The organism is Polaromonas sp. P1_G1, assembly GCF_056405595.1.
In genome coordinates this window covers 1-401 of record NZ_JBFUBU010000251.1, presented here as the reverse complement: position 1 = coordinate 401, position 401 = coordinate 1, and the positions used below count along the sequence as shown (strand labels likewise).

General features: G+C 64.8%; 1 protein-coding gene. It reads left to right on the top strand.

What is annotated here, in order from left to right; genetic code table 11:
• A partial coding sequence (locus AC1D1Y_RS26705) for a FadR/GntR family transcriptional regulator (RefSeq protein WP_477685000.1) occupies positions 1-384 on the top strand: 384 nt, incomplete at its 5' end.
• Between the last annotated feature and the right edge of the window lie 17 nt (positions 385-401).

The following is a 401-nucleotide window of genomic DNA, read 5'->3' as shown; positions in this document are numbered from 1 at the left end:
CTACTGGCCTGTGCCAGAGCCACGCCCGAAGCGCTAGCGGCGCTGCGCCAGATTCTGGACAACATGCTGGCCGCCATGGCGCAAAACCGCTCGCCCTTGGTGTTTGACCGCCAGTTTCACCAGACCATTGCCGCCATGACTGGCAACGCCGTGCTGGAACGCCTGGTGGGCGAGTTGTTTGACGAACGCCATAGCCCCATTGCGGCGCGGCTCAGCGCGCACTCCGAATCCGGCCAGACCTGGGCCACCGCGCTGCAAGAGCACGAAGCCATCCTGCGCGCCCTGGAAAACCGCGACGTGCTGGCGGCGCAAACTGCCGTGCGCATGCACCTGCAGGCCTCGGAGCAACGATGGGTGGAAAACAACCGCCGCGAATGGTCCTGAGCTAAACCGCTACATCG